Annotated in this window: 21 protein-coding genes; 12 read left to right on the forward strand and 9 right to left on the reverse strand. The window is 57.0% G+C overall.

The genetic code is table 11. From position 1 onward, the window contains the following. Both PGR23_RS22160 and PGR23_RS22165 read left to right on the forward strand, forming a co-directional pair. Positions 1-150 (forward strand): sodium ion-translocating decarboxylase subunit beta (locus PGR23_RS22160; protein ID WP_142285316.1); only part of this gene is annotated, 150 nt, incomplete at its 5' end. Positions 151-601: 451 nt separating this feature from the next. Next, positions 602-1300, forward strand: coding sequence for a hypothetical protein (locus tag PGR23_RS22165; RefSeq protein WP_396279357.1), 699 nt, complete (start codon positions 602-604; stop codon positions 1298-1300). A 29-nt stretch (positions 1301-1329) separates the two neighbouring features. Here the strand turns inward: PGR23_RS22165 and degS are convergent, their stop codons facing one another. The 3 genes from degS to zapG form a co-directional block, all read right to left on the reverse strand. Next, entirely contained in the window at positions 1330-2388 is a 1059-nt protein-coding gene (gene degS, locus PGR23_RS22170; protein WP_015703614.1) for an outer membrane-stress sensor serine endopeptidase DegS, read from the reverse strand. An 87-nt stretch (positions 2389-2475) separates the two neighbouring features. After that, positions 2476-3843, reverse strand: coding sequence for a serine endoprotease DegQ (gene degQ, locus PGR23_RS22175; protein ID WP_047039053.1), 1368 nt, complete (start codon positions 3841-3843; stop codon positions 2476-2478). Positions 3844-4016: 173 nt separating this feature from the next. Next, positions 4017-4415, reverse strand: a complete 399-nt coding sequence (zapG, locus tag PGR23_RS22180; protein ID WP_015369480.1) for a Z-ring associated protein ZapG — start codon at positions 4413-4415, stop codon at positions 4017-4019. Between the two features lie 190 nt (positions 4416-4605). On the opposite strand from zapG, the gene zapE reads away from it, so the two are divergent. From zapE to PGR23_RS22210, 6 genes are all read left to right on the forward strand, one after another. After that, positions 4606-5736 carry a cell division protein ZapE gene (zapE, locus tag PGR23_RS22185; protein WP_396279358.1) on the forward strand — a complete coding sequence of 377 codons (1131 nt, stop codon included), beginning with the start codon at positions 4606-4608 and terminating at the stop codon, positions 5734-5736. 247 nt (positions 5737-5983) lie between these two features. After that, positions 5984-6412, forward strand: a complete 429-nt coding sequence (rplM, locus tag PGR23_RS22190; protein ID WP_002918559.1) for a 50S ribosomal protein L13 — start codon at positions 5984-5986, stop codon at positions 6410-6412. Positions 6413-6427: 15 nt separating this feature from the next. Further along, the gene (rpsI, locus tag PGR23_RS22195) at positions 6428-6820 is read left to right on the forward strand and encodes a 30S ribosomal protein S9 (RefSeq protein WP_047067237.1); all 393 of its coding nucleotides are present in this window, start codon (positions 6428-6430) and stop codon (positions 6818-6820) included. A 309-nt stretch (positions 6821-7129) separates the two neighbouring features. Then, entirely contained in the window at positions 7130-7768 is a 639-nt protein-coding gene (gene sspA / locus PGR23_RS22200; RefSeq protein WP_015369483.1) for a stringent starvation protein SspA, read from the forward strand. Between the two features lie 3 nt (positions 7769-7771). Continuing rightward, positions 7772-8269: a ClpXP protease specificity-enhancing factor gene (gene sspB, locus PGR23_RS22205; RefSeq protein ID WP_045394985.1), complete on the forward strand. Its 498-nt coding sequence runs from the start codon at positions 7772-7774 to the stop codon at positions 8267-8269. 120 nt (positions 8270-8389) lie between these two features. After that, positions 8390-9085, forward strand: a complete 696-nt coding sequence (locus tag PGR23_RS22210) for an N-acetylmannosamine-6-phosphate 2-epimerase (protein ID WP_316422721.1) — start codon at positions 8390-8392, stop codon at positions 9083-9085. A gap of 62 nt (positions 9086-9147) precedes the next feature. Here the strand turns inward: PGR23_RS22210 and gltD are convergent, their stop codons facing one another. Together gltD and gltB are read right to left on the reverse strand one after the other, a co-directional pair. Next, positions 9148-10566 carry a glutamate synthase subunit GltD gene (gene gltD, locus PGR23_RS22215; protein ID WP_015369485.1) on the reverse strand — a complete coding sequence of 473 codons (1419 nt, stop codon included), beginning with the start codon at positions 10564-10566 and terminating at the stop codon, positions 9148-9150. Positions 10567-10575: 9 nt separating this feature from the next. Continuing rightward, a complete protein-coding gene (gene gltB, locus PGR23_RS22220; protein WP_072056438.1) occupies positions 10576-15036 on the reverse strand; it encodes a glutamate synthase large subunit in 4461 nt (1486 codons plus the stop codon). Between the two features lie 685 nt (positions 15037-15721). Between gltB and PGR23_RS22225 the strand changes: the two genes are divergently transcribed. From PGR23_RS22225 to mtgA, 4 genes are all read left to right on the forward strand, one after another. Next, positions 15722-16648: a TIGR01212 family radical SAM protein gene (locus tag PGR23_RS22225; protein WP_396279359.1), complete on the forward strand. Its 927-nt coding sequence runs from the start codon at positions 15722-15724 to the stop codon at positions 16646-16648. A 107-nt stretch (positions 16649-16755) separates the two neighbouring features. Then, positions 16756-19092 (forward strand): aerobic respiration two-component sensor histidine kinase ArcB, encoded by a 2337-nt coding sequence (gene arcB, locus PGR23_RS22230; protein ID WP_045394977.1) that lies wholly within the window; start codon positions 16756-16758, stop codon positions 19090-19092. 234 nt (positions 19093-19326) lie between these two features. Then, positions 19327-19980 carry an isoprenoid biosynthesis glyoxalase ElbB gene (elbB, locus tag PGR23_RS22235; RefSeq protein WP_045394975.1) on the forward strand — a complete coding sequence of 218 codons (654 nt, stop codon included), beginning with the start codon at positions 19327-19329 and terminating at the stop codon, positions 19978-19980. Continuing rightward, the gene (gene mtgA, locus PGR23_RS22240; protein WP_045394973.1) at positions 19977-20702 is read left to right on the forward strand and encodes a monofunctional biosynthetic peptidoglycan transglycosylase; all 726 of its coding nucleotides are present in this window, start codon (positions 19977-19979) and stop codon (positions 20700-20702) included. The genes elbB and mtgA overlap by 4 nt, the downstream gene beginning before the upstream one ends. Positions 20703-20724: 22 nt before the next feature. Here mtgA and npr read toward each other — a convergent pair whose 3' ends face one another. The 4 genes from npr to hpf are packed head-to-tail and all read right to left on the reverse strand — an operon-like array spanning position 20725 to position 22728. Beyond that, complete coding sequence (npr, locus tag PGR23_RS22245) at positions 20725-20997, reverse strand: PTS phosphocarrier protein NPr (protein WP_002918431.1); 273 nt, start codon at positions 20995-20997, stop codon at positions 20725-20727. Then, positions 20994-21848: an RNase adapter RapZ gene (gene rapZ, locus PGR23_RS22250; RefSeq protein WP_015369491.1), complete on the reverse strand. Its 855-nt coding sequence runs from the start codon at positions 21846-21848 to the stop codon at positions 20994-20996. Before rapZ ends, npr begins: the two co-directional genes overlap by 4 nt. Before the next feature lie 45 nt (positions 21849-21893). Continuing rightward, positions 21894-22382: a PTS IIA-like nitrogen regulatory protein PtsN gene (ptsN, locus tag PGR23_RS22255; protein WP_015369492.1), complete on the reverse strand. Its 489-nt coding sequence runs from the start codon at positions 22380-22382 to the stop codon at positions 21894-21896. Positions 22383-22440: 58 nt separating this feature from the next. Further along, positions 22441-22728 carry a ribosome hibernation promoting factor gene (gene hpf / locus PGR23_RS22260; RefSeq protein WP_004125711.1) on the reverse strand — a complete coding sequence of 96 codons (288 nt, stop codon included), beginning with the start codon at positions 22726-22728 and terminating at the stop codon, positions 22441-22443. Positions 22729-22736 lie beyond the last annotated feature (8 nt).

The following is a 22736-nucleotide window of genomic DNA, read 5'->3' on the forward strand; positions in this document are numbered from 1 at the left end:
CCGATGGCGGCGAGGGTGTCCAACAAGGTGGGTCTGGAAGCGGACGGGCAGAACTTCCTGCTGATGCACGCGATGGGCCCGAACGTGGCCGGGGTAATCGGCTCGGCGATCGCCGCCGGGGTGATGCTCAAGTACGTGCTGGCGATGTAGGCCGGCATCCTTCCCGGATAGCGGCTTACGCCTTAGCCGGGCGACCGTTCCGCTCCGGTTTGTAACCCCGGTAAGCGCAGCGCCACCGGGGAGAGGTTCCCGGATAGCGGCTGGTGCCTTATCCGGGCGACCGGTCTGCTCCGGTTTGTAACCCCGGTAAGCGCAGCGCCACCGGGGAGAGGTTCCCGGATAGCGGCTGGCGCCTTAGCCGGGCGACCGGTCCGCTCCGGTTTGTAACCCCGGTAAGCGCAGCGCCACCGGGGAGAGGTTCCCGGATGGCGGCTGGCGCCTTAGCCGGGCGACCGGTCCGCTCCGGTTTGTAGCCCCGGTAAGCGCAGCGCCACCGGGGAGAGGTTGCCGGATGGCGGCTGGCGCCTTAGCCGGGCGACCGGTGACCCCGTAGCCCGGCCGGGCGCCGCGCGAGCCGGGAATTTTCCCTGAGGAGGCTTTGATGAATGAAACGCTAGTATTACATCCTGCCAGCCGGTCGTCGGCAAAAGAGGGGGTCGTGGATGACGCCCTGGCGTCGCTGGAGGAGCTTGAACAACTGCATCCGGCGCTGAATCTGCTGGCGCACCCGCTAGTCGGCCGTGGCAGCCATGATTTCTTTGTCTGTTGTTATGACGCCGGTGTACAGCATGCGCAGACCGGGGAGGCTGAAACGGTAGCGGCGTTGCTTGATTCGCTGACGCATGAGCGGCAAAGGAGCGGCCTGCTTTGCGCCGCTGCCGGGCATCTGGATGCGCTGCGTCAGCCGCTGACGCATAATCGTTTATGCGATCTGGCCGGGCAGATGTGCGCCAGCGTGGCGCAGGCTGATAGTGAATCATGCAGCGGTTTCTACACCGTACGCAGTATCTCGCTGCCGGTGTATCGACGATTGCTGCGGGACAACCATGCGCACAGCGTTTGTTTACAGCAGTCGCTGCTGCATTTGCTGGCCTGGAGGAGTGAATCGCCGTGGGCGCGGCAGCAGGCGCAACGGCTGCTGTGGCAGGGCGGGGTTCTCGGCGAGAGAGGGGAGTTCGCGTTACTGACGCTGGATGATGAACTGCGGGAGCGGCAGATCCGCTGGCCATCGTTGTGGTCGTTACTGGCGGTGACCGGGTTTCTGGCCAGATTCCCGGCCGGACCGCTGTTTGCCGATTAATCGCGCTCCCGGTAAAGGAGCGCTAAGCGTTAATTTGTCGCCGGGTATTCCTGTACCGCCACGTGCAGGGTGATTTTCTTATCATCGCGCATGATGACCACCGGGATTTCTGAACCCGGGCGAATTTCCGCAACCTGGTCCATGGTTTCCAGCGCCGAAACTGCTGGTTTATCGTTCACCGAGATGATCACGTCATTGGCGCGGATCCCAGCCTGCGCCGCCGGGCCATCCGGGGCGACGTCATTCACGACGATCCCCTGGATCTGATCCATGCCGCCGCTCTGCGCATGCATTGGCGCGATCTCGCGGCCGCTGATCCCGATGTAACCGCGGATCACCCGACCGTCGCGGATCAGTTTATCCATGATCTTGGTCGCCAGCTGGAACGGGATGGCAAAGCCGATCCCTTCCGGCGTTTCGCCGTCATTGCTCTTATCAAACGACAGGGTGTTAATACCCATCAATTCACCCAGCGAGTTGACCAGCGCGCCGCCGGAGTTGCCGTGGTTGATAGAGGCATCGGTTTGCAGGAAGTTCTGCCGCCCGGTAGGGTTCAGGCCGATACGACCGGTCGCGCTGATGATGCCCTGGGTGATGGTTTGTCCGAGGTTATATGGGTTGCCTATCGCCAGTACCACATCGCCGATATGCGGAACGCGTTTCGGGTTAATCGGGATGACCGGCAGGCCGCCGCTGGCGTTTATTTTGAGCACCGCTAGGTCGGTCAGGGTATCGGAACCGACTAACAGGGCTTCGAATACCCGTCCATCCTGCAGAGCAATGATTATCTGGTCAGCATCGTTGATGACGTGCTTGTTGGTGAGGATATATCCGCGTTGGTCCATGATAACGCCGGAGCCAAGCGTCAGCTGGTTATGACTGGTGCTGTTCAGCGCGCGGTTATAGACGTTGACCACCGCCGGCGCGGCGCGTCTTACCGCAGCATTATAGCTGGCGGGCGATTCGTCAGCGGTATCGCTCGGCGTCGCCGATGAGAGCTGCCACTGGCGCAGCGAAGGCATCGCCGCCAGCAGGATGCCGCCGACGATTAAACCGATAAGGACTGAACGTAAAAGCTTTCCTGGCATGATGCGAATATCGTTAATTAATGGGCAGGCGCAGCATAGCATGACTTATCCGGACATCGCACGACGCGCGATGTCCGGAAGCAGCCGTCAGCGTAGCAGCAGATAAATGCTTTCGTTACCGCGTAGCACATTCAGCGCGATGACGGCCGGTTTGGTTTCCAGCACTTTACGTAGCTCGGCGATGGAACGCACGCGCTGGCGGTTGAGGCCGATAATCAGATCGTCTTTATGCAAGCCAACCTGCGCCGCCGCGCTGCCTTTATCGACGTTATCGATAGTCACGCCCTTAGTGCCGTCTTTCAGCTGGCCATCGCTTAGCGCCGCTCCCTGCAGGGCCGGGATAATCAGATCGGCGCTGGCGGTGGAAGAAGTGCTCTTATCCAGCGTGACTTCGACCTCCAATGGTTTGCCGTCGCGCAGTAGCCCCAGTTTTACTTTAGTGCCAGGGGCGGTAGTGGCGATACGCGAACGCAGCTCGGCGAAGCTGCTTAGCGGTTTGCCGTTCATGCTGACGATAACGTCACCGGATTTAATCCCTGCTTTTGCGGAGCCTGAATTGGCCAGGACTTCGCTTACGAAGGCGCCGCGCTGAGCGTTGATATTCATCGCCTTAGCGATATCCGCGCTCATTTCCATGCCTTTAATACCCAGCAGGCCGCGTTTGATTTCGCCGTATTGAATAAGCTGATCGGCGAGGGTCTTCGCCATGTTGCTCGGGATGGCGAATCCGATGCCGATGCTGCCGCCGCCCGGCGCCAGAATGGCGGTATTAATGCCGATAAGCTCGCCGTTGAGATTCAGCAGCGCGCCGCCGGAGTTGCCGCGGTTAATTGAGGCATCGGTTTGAATAAAGTTTTCCAGCCCTTCGAGATTAAGGCCGCTACGGCCCAGCGCGGAGATAATGCCGGAAGTGGCGGTTTGGCCGAGGCCGAAGGGGTTGCCGACGGCAACGGCGAAATCGCCGACGCGCAGTTTGTCGGAATCCGCGATGGCGATTTGCGTTAAATTGCTGGGTTTTAAAACCTGCAACAGAGCGATATCGCTCTGTTCGTCGCTGCCTACCAGTTTGGCATCGAACTCGCGGCCATCGTTCAACTGAATGCTGATTTTCTGCGCCTGGCTTATTACGTGGTTGTTGGTCAGCACGTAGCCTTTGGCGGCGTCGATAATCACCCCTGAACCGAGGCCTTCAAACGGCTGCGCCTGCTCTTGCGGCGCGTTGTCGCCGAAGTATTTTTTCAGCTCTTCCGGCATATTCTGCACCGGCGAGGCGGTGCCTTCTACCTGCACGCTCACCACCGCAGGCAATACTTTTTCCAGCATCGGCGCGAGGCTCGGCAGCGCGCCCTGGCCTGGAACCTGGGTCGGCAGTGATGCCGCCGCCGGAGGCAGGACCGACAACGATAATCCAATGCTTAACGCTAACGCACTCAACAGCAAAGTCTGTTTCTTCATTAGATGCTGGCTCTCGTAACCTGAGGTGTATGGAAAAAACGTCCGAATGATTTGATGTTATTGAATTTTCGACCGGCTAACAATGCGGTCCGTGCTTAAATTGTAGCTGGGATGCAGGGGGAAGACGGGCGCGGAAGGCGCGCCCGGTAAATATTTTTACGCAGACAGCGGGATCAGTCGCGTTTCGCGCCACCGCGCAGCAGGCCGGAGGCGCCTTCAGAGTAGTCGCGCGGCATCTGTACCGGCGCCTGATCGTTGCTGGCTTCGGACTCCGCCAGGCGATTGCGGAACGGATTGGCGTCCGCCATGGCGTCCGGCAGCAGGCTGCTGGAGCTTTTTGCCATGTGCTGATACAGCTGACGGTAGTCATCCGCCATGTTGTCCAGCAGTTCTGCGCTGCGCGCAAAATGGCTGACCAGCTCTTCGCGATACTCTTCAAGCTCTGCTTTATTCTTTTCCAGTTCGAACTGCAGCGCTTGTTGCTGACGCAATTTGCGGTTACCAAAACGCATGGCGACGGCACCGATGATGATACCGACGACTAATCCAATTAGCGCGTATTCCCAGGTCATGAACATCTCCCGTTGTTTTGTGGTTCCGTAGGGTGGCTGTTAGGCTCTCCGCCTGCGCCCGATAGTGCCACTATAACCGCTAATTCCACAGAAGTGGAATCCTGGCGTATCATCGCGTACTGTAGAACCGCCTTTTTTTCGTCAATCGTGCGTCACGGCGCCACGGTTTTCAAGGAATAACAATAAGATCATGCAAAGCCTGTCCCCAACATCGCGTTACCTTTTAGCTCTCAAAGAGGGCAGCCATCAACCAGACGATGTCCAACAAGAAGCGGTCAGCCGCCTCGATACCATCTATCGTGAACTGCAGGATAAACCTGTAGCCGCAGCGCCCGCGGGCGGCGGTCTGCGGGCGAAATTCAGCAAACTACTCGGCAAGCGCGAGCCGGCGGCGGAAGCGACCGCCGTACGCGGCCTGTATATGTGGGGCGGCGTGGGGCGCGGCAAAACCTGGCTGATGGATATGTTCTATCAAAGCCTGCCGGGCGAGCGTAAACAGCGCCTGCATTTCCATCGCTTTATGCTGCGCGTGCACGAAGAGTTAACCACCCTGCAGGGGCATAGCGACCCGCTGGAAATCGTTGCCGACCGCTTTAAAGCGCAAACCGATGTGTTGTGCTTCGACGAGTTTTTTGTCTCCGACATCACCGATGCCATGCTGCTCGGCGGCTTAATGAAAGCGCTGTTCTCGCGGGGGATTACGCTGGTCGCTACCTCGAACATCCCGCCGGACGAACTCTACCGCAATGGTCTGCAACGCGCGCGTTTCCTGCCGGCGATAGACGCCATCAAACAGCATTGCGACATTATGAACGTCGATGCGGGGATTGATTACCGCCTGCGCACTTTAACCCAGGCGCATCTGTGGCTGTCGCCGCTCAATGCCGAGACCAGCCAGCAAATGGATAAACTCTGGCTGGCGCTGGCGGGGGGCAAACGCGAGCAGATGCCGACGCTGGAAATTAACCACCGGCCGCTGCCGACGTTGGGCGTGGAAAACCAGACCCTGGCAGCGTCGTTCGACACGCTGTGCGTAGATGCGCGCAGCCAGCACGATTACATCGCGCTGTCACGCCTGTTCCATACCGTGATGTTGTTCGATGTGCCGGTGATGACGACGCAGCTCGAGAGCGAAGCGCGGCGCTTTATCGCGCTGGTGGATGAATTCTACGAACGCCACGTGAAGCTGGTAGTCAGCGCGGCGGTACCGCTGTATGAGATCTATCAGGGCGAACGCCTGAAGTTTGAGTTCCAGCGCTGTTTATCGCGCCTGCAGGAAATGCAAAGCGAAGAGTATCTGAAACAGCCGCACATGCCCTGAATCCAGCCTTCTTCTCACGTTGAGAAAAACCTGCTGCAAATCACATAAAGGGGTCGATCTTTGGCCCCTACTTCTCTATAATCTTGCGACCCCACGTTACGAGAAGGTTTTTTTTCCCGAAATCTTCTATGTGCTGGCATAGGCTATTCGAAGGGGTAGGTTTGCCGGACTTTGTCGTGTGAACCTCAACTGACTAAACGTTTGGGTGTTCACCAACGTGTAACTTATTTATTTGGGTAAGCTTTTAATGAAAACTTTTACAGCTAAACCAGAAACCGTAAAACGCGACTGGTATGTTGTTGACGCGACCGGTAAAACTCTGGGCCGTCTGGCTACTGAACTGGCTCGTCGCCTGCGCGGTAAGCACAAAGCGGAATACACTCCGCACGTTGATACTGGTGATTACATCATCGTTCTGAACGCAGAAAAAGTTGCTGTAACCGGCAACAAGCGCGAAGACAAAATGTACTACCACCACACCGGCCACATCGGTGGTATCAAAGAAGCGACCTTTGAAGAGATGATTGCCCGCCGTCCTGAGCGTGTGATTGAAATCGCGGTTAAAGGCATGCTGCCAAAAGGCCCGCTGGGTCGTGCTATGTACCGTAAACTGAAAGTTTACGCTGGTAACGAGCACAACCACGCGGCACAGCAACCGCAAGTTCTTGACATCTAATCGGGATTATAGGCAATGGCTGAAAATCAATACTACGGCACTGGTCGCCGCAAAAGTTCCGCAGCTCGCGTTTTCATCAAACCGGGCAACGGCAAAATCGTAATCAACCAGCGTTCGCTGGAACAGTACTTCGGTCGTGAAACTGCCCGCATGGTAGTTCGTCAGCCGCTGGAACTGGTCGACATGGTTGAGAAACTGGATCTGTACATCACTGTTAAAGGTGGTGGTATCTCTGGTCAGGCTGGTGCGATCCGTCACGGTATCACCCGCGCTCTGATGGAGTACGACGAGTCCCTGCGTTCTGATCTGCGTAAAGCTGGCTTCGTTACTCGTGACGCTCGTCAGGTTGAACGTAAGAAAGTCGGTCTGCGTAAAGCACGTCGTCGTCCGCAGTTCTCCAAACGTTAATTGTTTTCTGCTCACGCAGAACAATTTGCGAAAAAACCCGCTCCGGCGGGTTTTTTTATGGATAAAACGGCTGTTATCCACAAAGAAATGGTCTGTTCTTGCCACTTTTTCAGCATTTCCAGAATACCCTCACCACAACGTCCGCAAAATCTGGTAAACTATCATCCAATTTTCTGCCCAAATGCTGGTGGTTGTTCATTTTTTAGTTAATCAATGAACATATCGTCGCCGTGCGAATGGGGTTTATACATCTGGCTGGCCATGCGTGGTCGGCAGCAGTAAAAATTCTGAATATACCTGGAGGTTTTCATGGCTGTCGCTGCCAACAAACGTTCGGTAATGACGCTGTTTTCTGGTCCTACTGACATCTATAGCCATCAGGTCCGCATCGTGCTGGCCGAAAAAGGTGTCAGTTTTGAGATAGAGCACGTGGAGAAGGATAACCCGCCTCAGGATCTGATTGACCTCAACCCGAATCAAAGCGTCCCGACGCTGGTGGATCGTGAGCTCACTCTGTGGGAATCCCGCATCATTATGGAATACCTGGATGAGCGTTTCCCGCATCCGCCGCTAATGCCGGTTTACCCGGTGGCGCGTGGTGAAAGCCGTCTGTACATGCAACGTATCGAGAAAGACTGGTATTCGCTGATGAACACCATCCAGACCGGTACCGCGGCCCAGGCTGATGCCGCTCGTAAGCAGCTGCGTGAAGAACTGCAGGCGATTGCGCCGGTCTTTACTCAGAAGCCTTACTTCCTGAGCGACGAGTTCAGCCTGGTCGATTGCTACCTGGCTCCGCTGCTGTGGCGTTTGCCGGTTCTCGGCGTAGAACTGGTGGGTGCTGGCGCGAAAGAGCTTAAGGGCTATATGACTCGCGTCTTCGAACGTGATTCTTTCCTCGCTTCTTTAACTGAAGCCGAGCGTGAAATGCGCCTCGGCCGGGGCTAAATAATGGATGTATCACAGCTGACGCCGCGTCGCCCGTACCTGCTGCGGGCGTTCTATGAGTGGCTGCTGGATAACCAGCTGACTCCGCACCTGGTCGTCGATGTGACGCTGCCAGGCGTTCTCGTGCCGATGGAGTACGCTCGCGACGGCCAAATCGTTCTGAACATTGCGCCGCGTGCGGTGGGCAATCTGGAACTGGCGAATGACGAAGTGCGCTTTAACGCCCGCTTCGGCGGCGTACCGCGCAACGTTTCCGTGCCGCTGGCTGCGGTACTCGCTATCTATGCCCGTGAGAACGGCGCAGGAACGATGTTTGAACCTGAAGCGGCCTATGACGAAGATGTCAGCAGCCTCAACGATGATGACGTCGCGCCTGAGAGCGAAAACGAAACGGTGATGTCGGTGATTGATGGCGATAAACCGGATAATCACGATGACGATCCTGACGACACGCCACCGCCGCCGCGCGGTGGTCGTCCGGCGCTGCGCGTTGTGAAGTAATTCCTGACAGGCCCTCCGGGGCCTGTTTTTTTTGCCTGCCTGCTTTGTTAACCCCGCCACACATCACGCGTCTCGCCACTGGTACTGTTAACGCTACACGTATCCGTTCGGGGAGCAGGAATGTCTTTATTTGCCCAACTAAATTCGCGCATACGCCATCATGGCGGATTAATTGTCTCCTGCCAGCCGGTACCCGGCAGCCCGCTTGATAACCCGCAGATTGTCGCCGCGATGGCGCTGGCGGCAGAGCAGGCGGGGGCCGTGGCGCTGCGTATTGAAGGTCTGAACAACCTGCAGGCCGTTCGTCCGTTAGTGACGGTGCCCATTATCGGCCTGATAAAGCGCGATCTGCATGAAAGCCCGGTGCGTATCACCCCGTGGGTGGAGGATATCGTCGCGCTGGCGCAGGGCGGGGCGGATATTATTGCCATTGACGGTACGCAGCGTCAGCGTCCGGTACCGGTATCGGCGCTATTGGCGGAAATTCATCATCAGGGAAAAGTGGCGATGGCGGATTGTTCGTCTCAGGCCGATGCCCTGCAGTGCTGGCAGCTGGGCGCAGAAATCGTCGGCACCACTCTTTCAGGCTATACCGCAGAAGAGACGCCGGATGAGCCCGACCTGGCGCTGGTGAAAAGCCTCAGCGCCGCGGGCTGCAGGGTAATCGCCGAGGGACGGTATAATACGCCAGCGCAGGCGGCTGAGGCGATGCGCCACGGCGCGTGGGCCGTCACCGTCGGGTCAGCGATAACCCGCTTAGAGCATATCTGTGGCTGGTATAATACGGCGTTGAAAAAAGCCGTTTCTAATCGATGAAGCATAAAAAAGCCCGGTGGCGTTAACCATCGGGCTTTTATGCGTTGCGACTCAGAATCTAATCAGACTTCAAGATAGTTGAGGATACCGTCTGCCGCTTTGCGGCCTTCGGCAATCGCCGTTACCACCAGGTCCGAACCGCGAACGATATCGCCGCCGGCAAAGATTTTCGGGTTGCTGGTCTGGAACGCGTTGTCGCTGCCTTCCGGGGCGATGATGCGGCCCTGAGAGTCCAGCTCGACGCTATGCTTCGCCAGCCATTCCATGCTGTGCGGACGGAAACCAAACGCCATCACCACCGCGTCTGCCGGCACCACGTGCTCGGAACCGGCGACGATTTCCGCGCGACGGCGGCCTTTCGCATCCGGCTGGCCCATTTCGGTGCGCGCCATTTTCACGCCGCACACTTTGCCGTTGGCATTCACTTCCACGCCCAGCGGCTGGACGTTGAACTGGAATTCGACACCCTCTTCACGCGCGTTTTTCACTTCGCGTTTGGAGCCCGGCATGTTTTCTTCGTCACGGCGATAGGCGCAAATAACGTGCGCCGCCCCCTGACGAACCGAGGTCCGTACGCAGTCCATCGCGGTGTCGCCGCCGCCGAGAACCACCACGCGTTTGCCTTCCATACTGACGAAAGGTTCGTGTGCCGTTTCGCCAAAGCCCATGATCTGTTTGGTGTTGGCGATAAGGAACGGCAGAGCGTCATACACGCCGTTGGCATCTTCGTTTTCCAGCCCGCCGCGCATGGACTGGTAGGTGCCCACGCCCAGAAATACCGCATCGTACTCTTTCAGCAGATCGTCGAGCTGGACGTCACGACCCACTTCGGTATTGAGCCGGAACTCAATCCCCATGCCGGTGAAGATCTCACGGCGGCGGGTCATCACCTCTTTTTCCAGCTTGAACGCCGGGATGCCGAAGGTCAGCAGGCCGCCGATTTCCGGATGACGATCGAAGACGATCGCCTTCACGCCGTTGCGGGTCAGCACATCGGCGCAGGCCAGCCCTGCCGGACCGGCGCCGATGATGGCGACGGTTTTACCGGTTTGCTTCACGCCGGACAAGTCCGGGCGCCAGCCCATCTCAAACGCTTTATCGTTGATATAGCGTTCAATGTTGCCGATGGTCACCGCGCCGAACTCATCGTTCAGGGTGCAGGAACCTTCGCACAGGCGGTCCTGCGGGCAGACACGTCCGCAGACTTCCGGCAGGGTGTTGGTCTGATGCGACAGCTCCGCCGCTTCAAAAATACGCCCCTCGTTGGCCAGCTTCAGCCAGTTCGGGATGTAGTTGTGCACCGGACATTTCCATTCGCAGTACGGGTTGCCGCAGGAGAGGCAGCGGTCCGCCTGCGCCTTGGCCTGGCCTTCTGAAAACGGCTCGTAAATTTCTACAAACTCAATTTTACGGATCTTCAGCGGTTTCTTTGGCGGATCAACACGCTGCAGGTCGATAAATTGGTATACGTTCTGACTCATCTTAACCCCTTACTGCGCCTGCACCCGCAGCTCAGCTGCGGAACGACTACGGTGACCCAACAGTGCTTTAACATCGCTGGACTTCGGTTTAACCAGCGCAAACTTCGCCGCGAAGGCCGGCCAGTTGGCGAGGATCTCTTCGCCGCGCTGCGAACCGGTAAGCTGGACGTGTTCGGTAATTAAGCCGCGCAGGTGTTCCTCATGGATAGCCAGCGTGTCCACGTCCAGAACTTCCACCAGTTCAGGGTTAACGCGTTTACGGAAGTCGCCATCTTCATCCAGGACGTAAGCAAAGCCGCCGGTCATACCTGCGCCGAAGTTCACGCCGGTTTTACCCAGGATACAGACGATACCGCCGGTCATGTATTCACAGCCGTTGTCGCCGATGCCTTCCACCACGGTGATGGCGCCGGAGTTACGTACCGCAAAGCGTTCGCCCGCGCGTCCTGCCGCGTACAGACGACCGCCGGTCGCGCCATACAGACAGGTGTTGCCAATGATGCTTGCTTCATGGCTGCGGAAGGCGGAGCCGACCGGAGGACGAATCGACAGCAGACCGCCCGCCATGCCTTTACCCACGTAGTCGTTGGCGTCGCCGGTCAGGTGCAGCTCAACGCCGCCGGCGTTCCAGACGCCGAAGCTCTGGCCCGCGGTACCGCTAAAGTGGGCGGTAATCGGGTCGGCGGCCAGCCCCTGGTCGCCATGAGTCTGGGCGATATAACCGGACAACGACGCCCCAACGGAACGGTCGGTGTTACGAATATCGAACCAGAACGTTTTGCTCTGTTTGTTATCCACATACGGCTTCGCCTGCTGCAGCAGCTGCGCGTTGAGCACGCCGTTATCGAACGGCGGGTTGCTCTCGGTGCAGTACAGCGCCTTGCCCGGCAGCGGCTCAGCGGTTTCCAGCAGTTTGCCGAGCTCCAGTTTCTGCTGTTTCGCCGTAAAGCCTTCCAGTTCTTTCAGCAGGTCGGTACGGCCGATCAGGTCCACCAGGCGCTTCACGCCCAGCTGCGCCATCAGCTCGCGGGTTTCGCGGGCGATGAATTCAAAGTAGTTGGTCACTTTGAACGGCAGGCCGTGGTAGTGGTTCTTACGCAGTTTGTCGTCCTGGGTCGCTACGCCGGTGGCGCAGTTGTTCAGATGACAGATACGCAGGTATTTACAGCCCAGCGCGACCATCGGGCCGGTGCCGAAGCCGAAGCTTTCCGCGCCAAGGATCGCCGCTTTGATGATATCGAGGCCGGTTTTCAGGCCGCCGTCTACCTGCAGGCGAATTTTATGACGCAGGCCGTTGGCGACCAGCGCCTGCTGGGTTTCCACCAGGCCAAGTTCCCACGGACAGCCGGCATATTTCACCGATGAGAGCGGGCTCGCCCCGGTACCGCCATCGTAACCGGCGATAGTGATAAGGTCTGCGTAGGCTTTCGCCACGCCGGTGGCGATGGTGCCGACACCCGGTTCGGAAACCAGTTTGACGGAAATCATCGCCTTCGGATTGACCTGCTTGAGGTCGAAAATCAGCTGCGCCAGATCCTCGATAGAGTAAATATCGTGGTGCGGCGGCGGGGAGATCAGCGTCACGCCCGGTACCGAATAACGCAGTTTGGCGATATAAGGCGTCACTTTGTCACCCGGCAACTGTCCGCCTTCACCGGGTTTCGCGCCCTGGGCGACTTTAATCTGGATCACGTCGGCATTCACCAGGTAGGCTGGAGTAACGCCGAAACGACCGGAAGCCACCTGCTTAATGCGCGAGACTTTGTTGGTGCCGTAGCGCGCCGGGTCTTCACCGCCTTCACCGGAGTTGGAGAAGCCGCCGATGCTGTTCATCGCTTCCGCCAGTGATTCGTGCGCTTCCGGGCTCAGTGCGCCGATCGACATGGCCGCGGTATCGAAGCGTTTAAACAGCTCTTTCGCTGATTCCACCTCATTGATGCTTACGGCTTCATCGCCTGGGTTGAGCGCCAGCAGATCGCGCAGCGTGGCCGCCGGGCGTTCATTAACCAGCTTCGCGTATTCCTGATAATCACGGTATTCGCCGCTCTGAACCGCCTGCTGCAGGGTGCGAACGACGTCCGGGTTGTAGGCGTGATATTCGCCGCCGTGGACGTATTTCAGCAAGCCGCCCTGAGCCAGCGGTTTACGCGCCAGCCATGCGCGCTTCGACAGATTCAGCAGGTCCTGCTGGAAGTCGTCGAAACCGGCGCCGCCGATGCGGCTCACTACGCCCTGGAAGCAGAGGTCGGCCACGTCGCGATGCAGGCCGACCGCTTCGAACAGCTTCGAGCAGCGGTAGGAGGCGATGGTCGAGATCCCCATCTTCGACATGATTTTGTACAGGCCTTTGTTGATGCCGTTACGGTAGTTCAGCATCACCGCACGGTATTCTTTATCGATAGCTTTGCTATCCACCAGCTTCGCCAGGGTTTCGTAAGCCAGATAAGGATAGATAGCCGTCGCGCCAAAGCCCAGCAGCACCGCGAAGTGGTGCGGATCGCGGGCGCTGGCGGTTTCGACGATGATGTTAGCGTCGCAGCGCAGGCTCTTTTCGACGAGGCGCGTCTGGATAGCGCCAACGGCCATCGGCGCCGGCACTGGCAGACGATCTTTCGCGATGTTGCGGTCAGACAGTACCAGCAATACGGTACCGTTACGCACCATCTGTTCCGCTTTATCGCACAGCGCTTTTACCGTCTCGGCCAGCGTGGTTTCGTTGGCATCAAAGGTAATGTCCAGGGTGTCGGCGCGATAGTGCTCCTCCTCCATGGTGGTCAGCTGTTTAAAGTCGGAGTACAGCAGGATCGGCGATTTAAAGCTCAGGCGGTGCGCCTGGCCTTCCGCTTCGCAGAAGACGTTCATTTCGCGACCAATACTGGTAGCCAGCGACATCACGTGCGCTTCACGCAGCGGATCGATAGGCGGGTTTGTCACCTGGGCGAACTGCTGGCGGAAATAATCGTAAATGATACGCGGCTGGCTGGAGAGCACGGCGAATGGGGTATCATCGCCCATCGAACCGACCGCTTCCTGGCCGTTTTCCCCAAGGACGCGCAGAACGGAGTCCAGCTCTTCGGCGCTGTAGTTAAACTGTTTCTGGTAGCTGGCGAGCGTGTCGTCATCCAACTGACGGCTGCCGACTTCTTCTTCCGGCAGGTCTTCGAACGGCACCAGACGGCGGACGTTTTTCTCCATCCACTCTTTGTACGGATGGCGGCTTTTCAGATCGTTATCGGTTTCCGCCGAGTGCAGAATGCGCCCGCTGCGGGTATCGATGACCATCAGCTCGCCAGGCCCAACGCGGCCTTTTTCCATCACCTCATCCGGCTGATAGTCCCAGATGCCGACTTCAGACGCGCAGGTGATGAGTTTATCTTTGGTAATGACGTAGCGCGCCGGACGCAGACCGTTACGGTCGAGGTTACAGGCGGCGTAGCGACCGTCGGACATGACGATGCCCGCCGGGCCGTCCCACGGCTCCATATGCATGGAGTTAAAGTCGAAGAACGCGCGCAGCTCCGGATCCATATCCGGGTTATTCTGCCAGGCCGGCGGTACCAGCAGGCGCATCGCGCGGACGATATCCATCCCGCCTGCCAGCAGCAGTTCCAGCATATTATCCATCGAGCTTGAGTCAGAGCCGGTTTCATTGACGAACGGCGCGGCGTCATGCAGATCGGGGATCAGCGGGGTCTGGAATTTATAGGTACGGGCGCGGGCCCACTGGCGGTTACCGGTGATGGTATTGATTTCACCGTTGTGCGCCAGATAGCGGAACGGCTGCGCCAGCGGCCAGCGCGGCACGGTATTAGTGGAGAAGCGCTGGTGGAACAGACAGATAGCGGATTCCAGGCGCAGGTCCGCGAGGTCCAGGTAGAAGCGCGGCAAATCCGCCGGCATACACAGACCTTTATAGATATTGACCAGGTTCGACAGGCTACAAACGTAGAAATCTTTGTCGTCCTGCAGGCGCTTTTCAATGCGACGGCGCGCGATGAACAGACGGCGTTCCATATCGCGCGGGCGCCAGCCTGCCGGAGCGTTAACAAAAATTTGTTCAATACGAGGCAGCGAGGAGAGGGCGATTTCACCGAGCACGCCTTCGTTAGTCGGCACATCGCGCCAGCCAACGATAGACAATGTTTCGCGTTGCAGCTCTTCTTCAACGATACGGCGCGCAGCGCTTGCCAGCTCGGGGTCTTTATTCAGGAACAGCATCCCGACGGCGTAGTTTTTGGCTAAGCGCCAGCCGCGTTCTTCCGCCACAATCCGGAAGAAACGATCGGGTTTTTGTAACAGCAGGCCGCAACCGTCGCCGGTTTTACCATCGGCAAGGATCGCGCCGCGGTGCTGCATTCGGGCCAGTGCGTGTATAGCGGTGCGCACTACCTTGTGGCTAGGTTCGCCTTCTATGTGGGCGATCAGGCCGAAACCACAGTTATCCCGCTCAAGGGATTTGTCGTACAACATATCAGTGAACCTCCCCAGGCTCTACGGGATGCCCTCTTAATCGATTGCGCGCAAGGCACAGCAAGAGCATGGCGACGGGGTAAGGGCATCTTTGCCTACCTCGCATTCGCCCTCTTTAAATCCTTTTCGCATCGGTACACAAGTTTGAGGACTTGCTATTAAGAGGGAATCTCAATTACTGCATAAATATGATGAGCAGAGCGCTCATCCAGAAAGCTTCCAGCGGATTCCCAACTTATCGAGAATCCACACTTACGTCAAATGGCAATCTTATTTATACAAAAGTGTGCTAAGAGGTGGTTAATTTTATGATTTTAAAGAGTATTATTGTTTTTTTAAAGGCATATAAACTCTCAGGGATGCGTAATCTAGTGTGATCTGTCTCACTATATCCGCAGCCTAAGATTACCTTTCTGTGCTGAATTGTATTTTTATAGCAGAGTATTTGACTGCTGCTGTTCTTAATGGCAGGAAATAAAACTATTTTTTGCTGTGACAAAGATAATTGAAACTCAGCATTGAAGTATAAGGAAATGTTATTACTGCAGCTGTGAATGAAACAGCGTTTATTTTGATTGAATATGCAATGAGCTAAGCGGCCGCGCTGACGATTGATCCAGGTCATCGCCGTCGGAGGCTAAAAATGGCAGGCTTGGCCCCTTTCTTGAGGCCGGTCTATCAGATTATGCAGTTACAAAAATTAGTCAACATGTTTGGTGGGGATCTTACGCGCCGCTACGGCGAAAAGGTTCATAAACTGACGCTGCATGGTGGATTTAGCTGCCCGAACCGGGATGGCACAATTGGCCGCGGCGGCTGCACATTTTGTAATGTCGCCTCCTTCGCCGACGAGGCCCAGCAGTACCGCTCAATTGCCGATCAGCTGGCGCACCAGGCGCAGTTGGTCAACCGCGCGAAACGCTATCTTGCTTATTTCCAGGCCTACACCAGCACCTTTGCCGAAGTTCAGCTCCTGCGTTCGATGTATCAGCAGGCGGTGAGTCAGGCGAATATCGTGGGGCTGTGCGTCGGCACTCGCCCCGACTGCGTTCCCGATGCGGTGCTGGACCTGCTCAGCGAATATCGGGAGCAGGGCTATGAAATCTGGCTGGAGCTGGGGCTGCAGACCGCGCATGATAAAACGCTGCATCGTATCAATCGCGGCCATGACTTTGCCTGCTACCAGCGCACCACCCGACTGGCGCGCGAGCGCGGATTAAAGGTCTGTGCGCATCTTATCGTCGGTCTACCGGGCGAAACCCAGCAACAGTGCCTGCACACCCTGCAACGGGTGGTCGAGACCGGCGTCGATGGCATTAAGCTGCACCCGCTGCACATCGTGACCGGCAGCATCATGGCGAAAGCCTGGCAGGCGGGTCGCCTGAACGGTATTGCGCTGGATGACTATACGGTCACCGCCGGTGAGATGATTCGCCATACGCCGCCGGAGGTGATTTATCACCGTATTTCGGCCAGCGCCCGTCGCCCAACGCTGCTGGCGCCGCTGTGGTGCGAAAACCGCTGGACCGGCATGGTCGAGCTGGACAAATACCTTAATGCCCATGGCGTTCAGGGGTCGGCATTGGGGACACCGTGGATCCTGCCCGCCTGATGCTCCACTTCCTTAACGGCTGATTACCGCCGCATTTTTTGCACAACTTACAGCGTAATGTTCAGAATTGGGTATTATTGTGCGGAGTTGGCGATAAGGAATCCCTCATGAAGCAAATTCGTATGCTGGCGCAGTACTATGTCGATCTGATGATGAAGTTAGGTCTGGTGCGCTTTTCAATGCTGTTAGCTCTGGCGCTGGTGGTGCTGGCTATTGTGGTACAGATGGCCGTCACAATGGTGCTGCATGGGCAGGTGGAGAGTATTGATGTCATCCGTTCTATCTTCTTCGGGCTGCTGATTACCCCCTGGGCGGTCTATTTTCTGTCGGTGGTAGTCGAACAGCTGGAAGAGTCGCGGCAGCGGCTCTCGCGGCTGGTGGAAAAGCTGGAAGAGATGCGCGAGCGCGACCTTAAGCTTAACGTGCAGCTCAAGGACAATATCGCCCAGTTGAACCAGGAAATTGGCGAGCGTGAGAAAGCGGAAGCGGAACGCGAGACTACGCTGGAACAGTTGAAAATAGAGATGAAAGAGCGTGAAGAGACGCAAATTCAGCTGGAACAACAGTCCTCCTTCCTGCGCTCTTTCCTTGATGCCTCACCGGATCTGGTTTTCTATCGTAACGAAGATAAAGAGTTCTCCGGCTGTAACCGGGCGATGGAACTGTTGACCGGAAAAAGCGAAAAGCAGCTGATTCACCTCAAGCCGCAGGATGTCTATAGCGAAGAAGCCGCGGTGAAAGTGCTGGAGACCGATGAGAAAGTCTTCCGCCATAATGTCTCGCTGACCTACGAACAATGGCTCGATTATCCCGATGGGCGTAAAGCCTGCTTTGAGATCCGCAAGGTCCCCTACTATGACCGCGTGGGCAAGCGCCGTGGCCTGATGGGCTTTGGCCGCGATATTACCGAGCGTAAGCGCTATCAGGACGCGCTGGAGCGCGCCAGCCGGGACAAGACCACCTTTATCTCAACCATCAGCCACGAGCTGCGTACGCCGCTCAACGGCATCGTTGGGCTCAGCCGCATCCTGCTGGATACTGAATTGACCAACGAGCAGGAAAAATATCTGAAAACTATCCATGTTTCAGCGGTGACGCTGGGGAATATCTTCAACGATATTATCGACATGGATAAAATGGAGCGGCGCAAAGTGCAGCTCGATAATCAGGAGGTGGACTTCACCAGCTTCCTTGCCGATCTGGAGAACCTCTCGGGCCTGCAGGCGCAGCAGAAAGGGTTGCGCTTTGTGATGGAGCCAACCCAGCCGCTGCCGCATAAGGTGGTAACCGATGGTACGCGCCTGCGGCAGATCCTGTGGAACCTGATCAGCAATGCGGTGAAGTTTACCCAGCAGGGCAATGTCACCGTGCGCGTCCGCTATGATGAAGGCGATATGCTGCACTTCGAAGTCGAGGACTCCGGTATCGGTATCCCGCAGGCGGAGCAGGACAAAATTTTCGCCATGTATTATCAAGTGAAAGACAGCCATGGCGGTAAACCGGCAACCGGTACCGGCATTGGTCTGGCGGTGTCGCGCCGTCTGGCGCGCAATATGGGCGGCGATATCAGCGTGACCAGCCAGCCGGGGCAGGGGGCGACGTTTACCCTGACCGTACACGCGCAGGCGGTGGCTGATGAAGTCGAAGATACGCTGGCCGAAGACGATATGCCGCTGCCGGCGCTGAACGTGCTGCTGGTGGAAGATATCGAACTGAACGTGATTGTCGCCCGTTCGGTGCTGGAAAAACTGGGCAACAGCGTGGACGTGGCGATGACCGGTAAAGCCGCGCTGGAGATGTTCGAACCCGGCGAATACGACCTGGTGTTGCTGGATATTCAGCTACCGGACATGACCGGCCTCGATATCTCGCGGCAGCTAAAACAGCGCTATGCCGCCGATGAGCTGCCGCCGCTGGTGGCGCTGACCGCTAACGTGCTGAAGGACAAAAAAGAATACCTTGATGCCGGCATGGATGATGTATTGAGTAAGCCGCTGTCGGTACCGGCGTTAACCGCGATCATCAAGAAATTCTGGGATGCGCCGGAAGACGACGGCCATGAACCGCCTGCGGTGGATGTCGCGAAATCGGCATCGGTACTGGACACCGATATGCTGGAGCAATATATCGAGCTGGTGGGACCGAAGCTGATTACCGACGGGCTGGCGGTGTTTGAGAAGATGATGCCAGGCTACATGTCCGTGCTGGAATCGAATCTCACCGCGCGCGACCAGAAAGGTATCGTCGATGAGGGCCATAAAATTAAGGGCGCGGCGGGTTCGATAGGCCTGCGCCATATCCAGCAGTTGGGACAGCAGATCCAAACGCCTGATTTACCCGCGTGGGAAGACAACGTCGGCGAGTGGGTGGAAGAGATGAAATCCGAGTGGCAAAACGATGTTGCGATACTGAAGGCCTGGATTGCGGCGGCGGATAAAAAATGACCCCGGATAAACCGGGGTGCGCGAATACTGCGCCAACACCAGGGAACTGGTTGTTGAGCCAGGATTGTTCGAGTGATTTTTTTACACGGCGCAACCTGAGGATTTGGCTTGCTCGTTCATTAAGATAGCAAACCATAAATAATTTGTTACGTGAATCGGTAAAATATGTGAAGCATAGCGAGTAAATCAAAATTATTTACTTGTTTCATAGAGTTGCGCTAAGGGGTTAGCAAGATGAAGAAGATTGGCGTGGTACTAAGCGGCTGTGGCGTTTACGACGGCGCAGAAATCCATGAAGCGGTCATTACCCTGTTGGCCATTGCGCGTCGCGGCGCGCAGGCCGTCTGCTTTGCGCCGGATAAGGCGCAAACCGACGTGATCAATCATCTGACCGGCGAAACGATGGCGGAAAGCCGCAACGTGCTGATTGAAGCGGCGCGTCTTGCGCGCGGCGCTATTCAGCCTTTGGCCAGCGCCCGTGTGGACGATCTGGATGCGCTGATTGTGCCAGGCGGCTTTGGCGCGGCGAAAAACCTGAGTAATTTCGCCGCCCAGGGGAGTGACTGCGTCGTTGACCGCGATCTGCAGGCGTTAACGCTGGCGATGCACGAGGCGGGTAAGCCGCTGGGCTTTATGTGTATCGCGCCGGCGCTGTTGCCGAAGATTTTCCCGACGCCGCTGCGGATAACCATCGGTACCGATCCGGATACTGCCGAGGTGCTGGAAGAGATGGGCGCGGAGCATGTGCCGTGCCCGGTTGACGACATCGTGGTCGATGAAGACAACAAGGTGGTGACCACGCCTGCTTATATGCTGGCGCAGAATATTGCCGAGGCCGCCAGCGGTATTGAGAAACTGGTCGATCGCGTACTGGTTCTCGCTGAATGAGTAAGCGTGTTGCGCCGCTGGCGATGATCAAGCGCCTGCTGTTACGCCTGGCGCTTATCTGCGTGGTTTTCTGGGGCGGCGGTATCGCCGTATTCAGCGTTCTGCCGGTGCCGTTCTCAGCGGTGATGCTCGAGCGCCAGGTTAGCGCCTGGTTCTCCGGTGATTTTCATTATGTCGCCCATTCTGATTGGGTTGGTATGGACGAGATTTCCCCCTGGATGGGGCTGGCGGTGATTGCCGCTGAAGATCAGAAATTCCCCGACCACTGGGGTTTTGACGTGCCGGCAATCGAAAAAGCGCTGGCGCACAACGAACGGAATGAAAATCGAATTCGCGGCGCGTCAACGCTCTCTCAGCAGACGGCGAAAAACCTGTTTTTATGGGATGGCCGTAGCTGGCTACGCAAGGGGCTGGAAGTGGGCCTGACCGTCGGTATTGAAACGGTCTGGAGCAAGAAACGCATTCTCACCGTGTATCTGAATATCGCCGAGTTTGGCGACGGTATTTTCGGTGTTGAAGCGGCGGCTCAGCGCTATTTTCATAAGCCGGCCAGCCGTTTAACCCCTGCAGAGGCCGCGCTGCTGGCGGCGGTATTACCGAATCCGATTCGGTTTCGCGCCGATGCGCCATCAGGTTATGTTCGCAGCCGACAGGCATGGATCCTGCGCCAGATGCGTCAGTTAGGCGGCGAAGGCTTTATGCAGGCCAATAAGCTGCATTAACCGCAATCCCGCCGGGAGATGCTTAGTCTTCATCAAACCCGGCGTTGAATAGCGCGATCACCGCCGCCAGCGCTTCGACTTCCTGCGGGCCGCTGGCCTCCACCTCAATTTGACGACCTTTGGCGGAATCGAGCATCAGCAGGGCGATAACGCTATTGGCTTCCGCCTCCGTGCCTTCGTCGTTGCGTAGCAACACTTCCGCATCGAAATTCTGCATTAGCTCGAAAAGCTTCATCGCCGGGCGCGCATGCATGCCCAGCTTGTTGGTGATTTCAACGGTTTGCTTGACGGTCATGATTTACGTTTTTCCAGCGTCCGGTGACGAGACTGCACGTTCTTACCGCGCGAGCGGAAGTAGTCAGCCAGCTGTTCGGCAATATAGACCGAGCGATGCTTACCGCCGGTACAACCAATGGCCACCGTCAGATAGCTGCGGTTATTGGTTTCCAGCATTGGCAACCAAAGCTCCAGATAGCTTCGGGTCTGATAAATAAAGTTATGCACTTCCGTATGGCGATCGAGGAAGGCGGCAACCGGTTTATCGAGGCCGGTCATGGGGCGTAGCTTCGGATCCCAGTGCGGGTTCGGCAGGAAACGGACGTCAAAAACGTAATCGGCATCGATCGGGATACCGTGTTTGAAGCCGAATGATTCAAAGACCATCGTCAATTCACGTTCGCGTTTACCTAGCAGGCGGGTACGCAGCATCTCGGCCAGTTCATGCACCGACATTTCGGAAGTATCGACGATCAGGTCCGCGCGCGAGCGCAGCGGCTCGAGCAGATCGCTCTCTTCGTCGATCGCGCTTTCGAGCGACAAATTCTTGCTGGAGAGCGGATGCAAGCGGCGGGTATCGCTGTAGCGGCGGATCAGGGTATTGCGGTCGGCATCAAGGAACAGCAGCTGCGGGGAGAAGGATTCCGGCAGGTTCTGCATCGCTTGTTCAAAGATTTCCGGTGATTCCGGCATATTACGCACGTCGATGCTGACGGCCGCGGAGATATCGCGGTCGGCCAGCGTTCGCGCCAGCTCAGGTAACAGCACTACCGGCAGGTTATCCACACAGTAGAAGCCCATATCTTCCAGCGCTCGCAGGGCGACGGATTTCCCCGAGCCAGAGCGGCCGCTGACGATCATCAGTACCATGTACCGTTTCTCCTCAGTACGATAAAGGTTAAGGCGCGACTCACGTTAAGCGTCATCGCTGCTTCCTGCTTCGGTGATGATCTCATACAACTCTTCATCGCTCACCGCAGCGCGCAGGCGACGGCAGATGGTTTTGTCCGCCAGACGTTTGGCGACCAGCGAGAGCGTATGCAGGTGGGTTTTGGTTTGATCGGCCGGCACCAGTAGCGCAAACAGCAGATCAACCGGCTGATTGTCGATCGCATCGAAGGCGATCGGCGTTTCCAGCTGCACAAAGACGCCAACGGCGCGCAGGGTATCCTCTTCAAGCTTGCCGTGAGGGATCGCAATGCCGTTGCCGATCCCGGTACTGCCCATTTTTTCACGGGTCAGGATCGCTTCAAAGACCACCTGCGGCGGTAAACCTAGCTGCTTCGCCGCCAGTTCGCTGATGATTTCCAGCGCGCGTTTCTTGCTCTGGCAGTGAACCTGGCTACGGGTACAATCCTGGTTAAGGACATTGCTCAGTTGTAGAGCGGAATCGTTGTTCATCATAATTTCACCTGAGCTGCCCTTATCCGCGGGCTGCGGATAAGGGCGATCGCCCGGACAATTAGTGTTGTTTCAGTTTATCTTTATGTTTTGTTAACTGTCTTGCCAGCTTATCGATAAGACCATCGATAGCGGCATACATATCCTGCCCTTCCGCACTGGCATGGATTTCGCCACCGTTGACATGCAAATTGGCGTCCGCGATTTGCGTCACCTTCTCTACTTTTAACACAATATAGACCTGGTTGATCCTATCGAAAAACTGCTCCAGTTTGCTGAACTTCGTGGTGACGAAGTCGCGCATAGCAGGAGTGATCTCGACGTTGTGTCCTGTAATGTTGAGCTGCATAGTGTCTT

Source organism: Klebsiella sp. 141162 (assembly GCF_050600755.1).
In the GTDB taxonomy this organism is placed as follows: Bacteria; Pseudomonadota; Gammaproteobacteria; order Enterobacterales; family Enterobacteriaceae; genus Klebsiella; species Klebsiella aerogenes.

Coding starts and splice junctions, on each gene's coding strand:
- PGR23_RS22165 (WP_396279357.1), top strand. CDS start 602: ATGAATGAAACGCTAGTATTACATCCTGCCAGCCGGTCGTCGGCAAAA.
- degS (WP_015703614.1), bottom strand. CDS start 2,388: ATGCCAGGAAAGCTTTTACGTTCAGTCCTTATCGGTTTAATCGTCGGC.
- degQ (WP_047039053.1), bottom strand. CDS start 3,843: ATGAAGAAACAGACTTTGCTGTTGAGTGCGTTAGCGTTAAGCATTGGA.
- zapG (WP_015369480.1), bottom strand. CDS start 4,415: ATGACCTGGGAATACGCGCTAATTGGATTAGTCGTCGGTATCATCATC.
- zapE (WP_396279358.1), top strand. CDS start 4,606: ATGCAAAGCCTGTCCCCAACATCGCGTTACCTTTTAGCTCTCAAAGAG.
- rplM (WP_002918559.1), top strand. CDS start 5,984: ATGAAAACTTTTACAGCTAAACCAGAAACCGTAAAACGCGACTGGTAT.
- rpsI (WP_047067237.1), top strand. CDS start 6,428: ATGGCTGAAAATCAATACTACGGCACTGGTCGCCGCAAAAGTTCCGCA.
- sspA (WP_015369483.1), top strand. CDS start 7,130: ATGGCTGTCGCTGCCAACAAACGTTCGGTAATGACGCTGTTTTCTGGT.
- sspB (WP_045394985.1), top strand. CDS start 7,772: ATGGATGTATCACAGCTGACGCCGCGTCGCCCGTACCTGCTGCGGGCG.
- PGR23_RS22210 (WP_316422721.1), top strand. CDS start 8,390: ATGTCTTTATTTGCCCAACTAAATTCGCGCATACGCCATCATGGCGGA.
- gltD (WP_015369485.1), bottom strand. CDS start 10,566: ATGAGTCAGAACGTATACCAATTTATCGACCTGCAGCGTGTTGATCCG.
- gltB (WP_072056438.1), bottom strand. CDS start 15,036: ATGTTGTACGACAAATCCCTTGAGCGGGATAACTGTGGTTTCGGCCTG.
- PGR23_RS22225 (WP_396279359.1), top strand. CDS start 15,722: ATGCAGTTACAAAAATTAGTCAACATGTTTGGTGGGGATCTTACGCGC.
- arcB (WP_045394977.1), top strand. CDS start 16,756: ATGAAGCAAATTCGTATGCTGGCGCAGTACTATGTCGATCTGATGATG.
- elbB (WP_045394975.1), top strand. CDS start 19,327: ATGAAGAAGATTGGCGTGGTACTAAGCGGCTGTGGCGTTTACGACGGC.
- mtgA (WP_045394973.1), top strand. CDS start 19,977: ATGAGTAAGCGTGTTGCGCCGCTGGCGATGATCAAGCGCCTGCTGTTA.
- npr (WP_002918431.1), bottom strand. CDS start 20,997: ATGACCGTCAAGCAAACCGTTGAAATCACCAACAAGCTGGGCATGCAT.
- rapZ (WP_015369491.1), bottom strand. CDS start 21,848: ATGGTACTGATGATCGTCAGCGGCCGCTCTGGCTCGGGGAAATCCGTC.
- ptsN (WP_015369492.1), bottom strand. CDS start 22,382: ATGATGAACAACGATTCCGCTCTACAACTGAGCAATGTCCTTAACCAG.
- hpf (WP_004125711.1), bottom strand. CDS start 22,728: ATGCAGCTCAACATTACAGGACACAACGTCGAGATCACTCCTGCTATG.